The following is a 5,011-nucleotide window of genomic DNA, read 5'->3' as shown; positions in this document are numbered from 1 at the left end:
ACGGCGTGCAGACACCGCGCCACCCTGCCCGTCTCGCCGGTGGAAGTCATGCCACCACGCCGTCCACAACAGACCTTCTCAAACACGCTCTCAGAACTGGCGGCGAGCCGCCGCGCCTGGCAACTGTCGCCAAGTGACGTTTGCAGGAACGGGCCCTAGTGGTATCCGAGCATGCGCATCGCCTCTTTGCTGGCAGCGCGCAGTTCCTCGATCTGAAGGGTGGGGACTCGATAGTTGTTGGCTCGCACGGAGGATAGGAAATCCTCGGGAAGACGCACATGGTAGGTGGCCACGTAGAACCGCAGGTCCTCGCGCCAGAGCCAGGTCCCGTCGGTCATCACTGACGCCCCGCCGATGATGAGCTTCTCACTGCCCAGAACGTCTGACTCGGCCCCCATCACGTCGATCAGGTCGTGACCATCGCGTAGGTACTGGATCACCAGCCCAGCGTCCGGCAGTGCGGCGTGGCCCAGATGGTCTTGAATGCTCTCCGCGTAGACCTCAACCGGGTTCGGTCCGAGTTCGCGGAAGAAGCCGACAGTCTTCATCAGTATCCCTTCGGTTCGAAGGTCACCCAGGCGCCACCGTCGGCCACGGTGGGGCGCTCCGGTTCCGCCGCCCACCGGTTCGTTCCCACCCTTTCCGTCGGGGCTACGACGCTGACGCCGAGTTCGTCGGCGACCTGTTGGGCGAGCGGCACCGAGCCGAGCGCCTTCGGGTCGATCACCCCGGAGTAACAGGAAACGAGCCTGACGGGCCCTCCGCTGTAGGCAGGGTTCTCCTTGAGCGCCGTGACGATCTGTGTCGCACTGGTCGGGACCCCATTCATGTCAGCCCCCTCGGCGGAGACCTTACCGGGGACGAAGAAGCCCTTGTCGGTGCCGTGTACGACGACATCATGGTGGCCTTCAAGGGGAAGGACCTTCTCCATGTTGCGCATCGTTCTCGCGTCGTACCCGATCACCGTGGAATGATCAGTGTGATACACCGGATCGCCTGCGGGCAGGAGCGAGTCTGGTGGTCGCTGCGGTGCGGCCGGGCGGTCCTCCGGGTTCGCCCAGTCCCGGCGTCTTCCCATACGGTCGGAGGGACCGATTCCTGCGATTCGGTTGAGTGCCTGCTTCAGCCTCTCGATCAGATCGCCGAGCCGCCGGATCAGCGGCATCAGCCGCCGCAGGCTCGCCAGCAGCCCTCGCAGCAGCCGCGCGATCCGCCCCGCCCACGACGCCACCAACGTCGTCACCTGCTCCACCACCAGCGGCGCGGCGAAGCCGCCGGTGACGACCAGTTCGCCCGCGTACACGATGAGGCGGGAGACGCAGGTGGCGATGGCGTCGCGGACCAGCAGCCGGACGGCGGCGACCAGGCCGGCGGCTCCCTCGGTGACGGCGGCGAGGGTGTCGGCGCCCTGGGCGAGCCCGCCGATGGCCTGCTGCTGCTCGGCGGCCCAGCCACGGTAGGCGGGTCCGGCGCCGCCGCCCCAGCCTGCGACGTCGGTACGGACGGCGGCGGCCAGTTCGGCGGCCTCCTTGCGCAGCGACGCGGCGACGTTGCGCCAGGTCTGGGCGTGGGCGGTGATCTGCGCCGGGTCGCCGGCGAGCCAGTCCAGTGCCTCGCTGAGCGGCTTCACGTGCTCGATCAGCCAGGCGATGCCGTACTGGAGCAGGGCGCCGACCGGGTCGGAGACGAAGGCGAGGGCGTCCAGGCCGGCGCTGACCACGCCGAGGGTGCCGTCGATCCAGCTGCCGTTGCGGACGCCCTGGGCGATGAGTTCGATGTCCTCGCAGATCCAGATGCCGGCCCAGGCGCTGGGCGGGGTGTCGGCGGGGGTGGCGACGAGCGGGTTGCTGGTCACCGGTTGTTCCGTAACCGCTGCAGTGACTGCTCTGCCCGGGCATCGGCGGCCCGGTAGCGGTCGGCGCCGGTCCGCAGCCTGTCGGCCGTGTCGCGGACCGAGCCGGCTGCGGTGTCGATGCCGTGGACCAGGGTCTGCTGGAGGCCGTCGAGCAGCACCGGCACGATCGCGCAGAGCTGCCCGTACGCCCCGGTGCCCAACCGGACGTGCTGGCCGGCCTGGCGGGCGGTGTCGAGGTTGTCGGCGCGGCGGTCGAGGCGTGCGGCGTGGCGGGTCAGGCCGTCGGGTTCGACCTGGATGCCCTCATCGCCGGGCATCCGGTGTGCCCCGGTCGGGATCCAGCCGGCGGCGGTACGACTCGACGAGCGCCGCCGCTGTCGGATCCTCGGCACCGAGGATTTCCGTGGTCGCCTCGGTGATCCTGCTCAGGAGGTCGGCGTGCGCGGCCCGGGTGGTCTCCAGGATCTGCCGGGCGGTGTGCGCCGCGGAGCGTTGTCGGGTGCGTTCGTCCAGCCGCAGGTCGACCAGTAGGCCCGACGAGTCGACGGTGACCTGGATCGCCCGATCGGGGCTGGTCGCCGTGCCTCGCAGCGCCTGCATCTGCGAGGACAGCTCCCTCGCGCGGGCCGCCCGGCTCGCGATGGAGGCTTCCCAGTCGTCGAGCCGGCGTGTCGCCTCGTCAAGCGCCGCTTCGTCCGCCCACATGGCTGACCCTCCCCAGGGCATCGACGCCGATCCGCCGGTGTGACCGCCACGTTATCAATCGGTGGCGCTGCGTGGTGTGCCGCCGGATGTCGCGCAAATACCACCCGCCCTCGTGGCGGCCAGAATGAGGGCCGGGCCGACATGGTCGTCGTCGGTTGGCGCGGCTGTCCGACGCAGATCAGGGCCGACGTCCCGCAAGCTGGTCCTGGCTACTCTTCGTCAGGCACCGGCGAATCCTGACCGGTTGCTCCGGTGCTGCCACAGCAGCCGTCGAGCCTCCTTGGTGTCCAGCAGGCGCAACCCACGTTCCGCCCGCGAGCTGAACTTCTCGTCGTCGTTCAGCAGCTCCGTCGACAGCACCTCGAACGTCTGAGCCGACCGGGTCTCTCCGATGAGCTCCAGAAGCAGGAACCGGGTCCGGTAGTCAGCCTCCCGACCGTACGCGTCGAGCAGCTCCTGGACATGTTGTCGAGCGATGTCCCGCATCAGCCCGAACCCGTCCTCCATCGCCTGTGGATCACGGCTGCGCATCATGGCCAACGAGCGGTCGAAGTTGCCGGCCGCGCTGCGCATGGCTTGTGCGCGTGCCTGCTCGTAGTCCATCGACCCAGGTTACCGATGTCGAGAGCATCCGACGTGCCGTCGGGACCAGCTACCCACCGATGACACCGAGCTGTCTGTAACCCCTGCCGGGCCGGTGACGCTCGCAGCGCTCGCCCGGCGTGGACGGCTATGCCGGACACCCCGGAGGACACCGGCCGTCAGCCCCTCGCCGTGGAAACGGTCATCGGCTCCCATGCCGCCGCGCTGGTCCCCGGCGTCATCACCACCACGCCGCACGCGGTACGTGACGCTGCACGCCCGCCTCGCGGTCTAGGCGCTAGGCGGGCTGGACCGAGAAGCACGACCAGGACCGCTTCCGTGATCTCGCCCGCCGCGCCGAGGTCGTCCTGGGTGCCGTCTCGGTGGCCCACGGCCTCGACCAGCCCGACGAACACCGGGCCAGCGAGCGGATGTACCGGACCGTGCACGAGCTTGTCGGTCGGGCTCGTGAGCACGGCGCCGTGCGAGCCGACGTCACCGGCGCCGATGTCATCCTGCTGATGTGCGCGCCCAACTACGTCACCGGCTACGCGCCAGACGCCCCGCCCGACCTCTGGCGGCGATATCTCGCCATCTTCGACGGCCTACGCCCGGAAGGCGCCCATCCGCTTCCCCACCCGCCGCCAGCCGCCGTCTAATCGCTGAGAGCGACCTGCATATCACCTGGCAGAACCGCGTCGCACATCAGCTGGCGGATCACCGCCGGCAACCAGCTGCGGGTCTCAGGACCTGCGTGACGCTCCCGTCTTCATCGTGGTCGCGGGCGCGGGTGATACTTCGTTTCACGCTGATCATGCGGGAACGAGGAGCAGTCGCATGGAGTCGCAGTCCGGAAACGTCGACGACGCCGTCGCACGTGCGCGTGAACTGGTTCGGGACAAGCGATATGAGCCCGCCATTTCGCTGCTGCACGCGTATCTGAGGACGCATCCGGAGGACCCCGTTGCGTGGCGCCGCCTCGCCGGCGCGCTGATCGGGGCCGGCGACCATGCCGCTGCGGTCGATGCGGCCGGCCGGGCAATCGAGGTCAGCCCCGAGGATGTGGCGGCGCACCGCCACCGGGCGCTGGCTCATTCCCTGCTCGCCAGGCATCGGGCGTCGTATTCCGACGCGAAGCGAGCGGTGGAGCTTGCACCCGATGATCATGAGGCTCTGGCCCTGCTCGCCGTGAACGTCCTCCACGTCGATCGCGACGTGGCCCGGTTCAAGGAGCTGTTCCGGCGAGCGCTCGCCGTGAATTCGAGCAGCGCCCCTGCGCGGTACCTCGCCGAGCAACACCGAAGGATCCGCCGCAACAGCATGGCCGTCGCGGTATGGCTTGCGGCCACCCCGGCCGGGGTCGCGCTGCTGGTTCGCTGGTTCGCCGTTGACGACGCGCCGCGCGACGCTGGCTGGATCATGTGGCCTGGTCTTGTCTCGGTGGCCGTCGGCTTTGTCAGCCTCCTGGTCGCGAGGTCGGCCCGTAACGCGCCGCTGATGCTCACACGGCCCCAGGTGTCCATCGCGATGGGCGTCGCCGGCGTCATCGCGGCAGGTGCGGGGTACGCCGGCACCCACGCCGCCGCAGCCGCAGCCGTCTTAGGCATGGCCTCGGTCGCGGTGTCGGGTTTCTTCTGGCGCTACCTGCTTCGTCCCCGGTTCTGAGCTATCCCCGCTGCCATGAAGATCTTGATCATGGCCTGATGGCCGGCGTGACCGTGGACGGTCGGGCGCGAGCGTGGCTGCGACGTAGGTGGGTGATCGGCATCTGCCGCTAGCTTGATCTTTAACCTGCTGGGCGGTGGCATCGACCCCGGCTGATCATGGGGACAGCCCTTGATCGATCATTCCTCTTGTCTAGGGAAGAAG

The 5,011-nt window shown here is 69.0% G+C and carries 7 protein-coding genes; 2 read left to right on the top strand and 5 right to left on the bottom strand.

Annotated features, from left to right (window positions below; translation table 11 throughout):
• Positions 1–155 precede the first annotated feature (155 nt).
• The 5 genes from ACWENR_RS29580 to ACWENR_RS29560 form a co-directional block, all read right to left on the bottom strand.
• The gene (locus ACWENR_RS29580; RefSeq protein WP_452280236.1) at positions 156–548 is read right to left on the bottom strand and encodes a hypothetical protein; all 393 of its coding nucleotides are present in this window, start codon (positions 546–548) and stop codon (positions 156–158) included.
• Positions 548–1,855: a WXG100 family type VII secretion target gene (locus tag ACWENR_RS29575; RefSeq protein ID WP_452280235.1), complete on the bottom strand. Its 1,308-nt coding sequence runs from the start codon at positions 1,853–1,855 to the stop codon at positions 548–550. The genes ACWENR_RS29580 and ACWENR_RS29575 overlap by 1 nt, the downstream gene beginning before the upstream one ends.
• Positions 1,852–2,172, bottom strand: coding sequence for a type VII secretion target (locus tag ACWENR_RS29570; RefSeq protein WP_452280234.1), 321 nt, complete (start codon positions 2,170–2,172; stop codon positions 1,852–1,854). Before ACWENR_RS29570 ends, ACWENR_RS29575 begins: the two co-directional genes overlap by 4 nt.
• Entirely contained in the window at positions 2,159–2,560 is a 402-nt protein-coding gene (locus ACWENR_RS29565) for a YbaB/EbfC family nucleoid-associated protein (RefSeq protein WP_452280233.1), read from the bottom strand. The genes ACWENR_RS29570 and ACWENR_RS29565 overlap by 14 nt, the downstream gene beginning before the upstream one ends.
• Positions 2,561–2,779: 219 nt before the next feature.
• Positions 2,780–3,163: a HEAT repeat domain-containing protein gene (locus ACWENR_RS29560; protein ID WP_452280232.1), complete on the bottom strand. Its 384-nt coding sequence runs from the start codon at positions 3,161–3,163 to the stop codon at positions 2,780–2,782.
• 362 nt (positions 3,164–3,525) lie between these two features.
• On the opposite strand from ACWENR_RS29560, the gene ACWENR_RS29555 reads away from it, so the two are divergent.
• On the top strand, positions 3,526–3,801 hold the full coding sequence (locus tag ACWENR_RS29555) for an SbtR family transcriptional regulator (RefSeq protein ID WP_452280231.1): 276 nt from the start codon (positions 3,526–3,528) through the stop codon (positions 3,799–3,801).
• Between the two features lie 178 nt (positions 3,802–3,979).
• Entirely contained in the window at positions 3,980–4,807 is an 828-nt protein-coding gene (locus ACWENR_RS29550) for a tetratricopeptide repeat protein (RefSeq protein ID WP_452280230.1), read from the top strand.
• The last annotated feature ends 204 nt before the right edge of the window (positions 4,808–5,011 follow it).

This window comes from Micromonospora sp. NPDC004336, assembly GCF_053602615.1.
The sequence above is the reverse complement of the archived record's forward strand: the minus strand, read 5'-3'. Positions and strand labels throughout refer to the sequence as shown.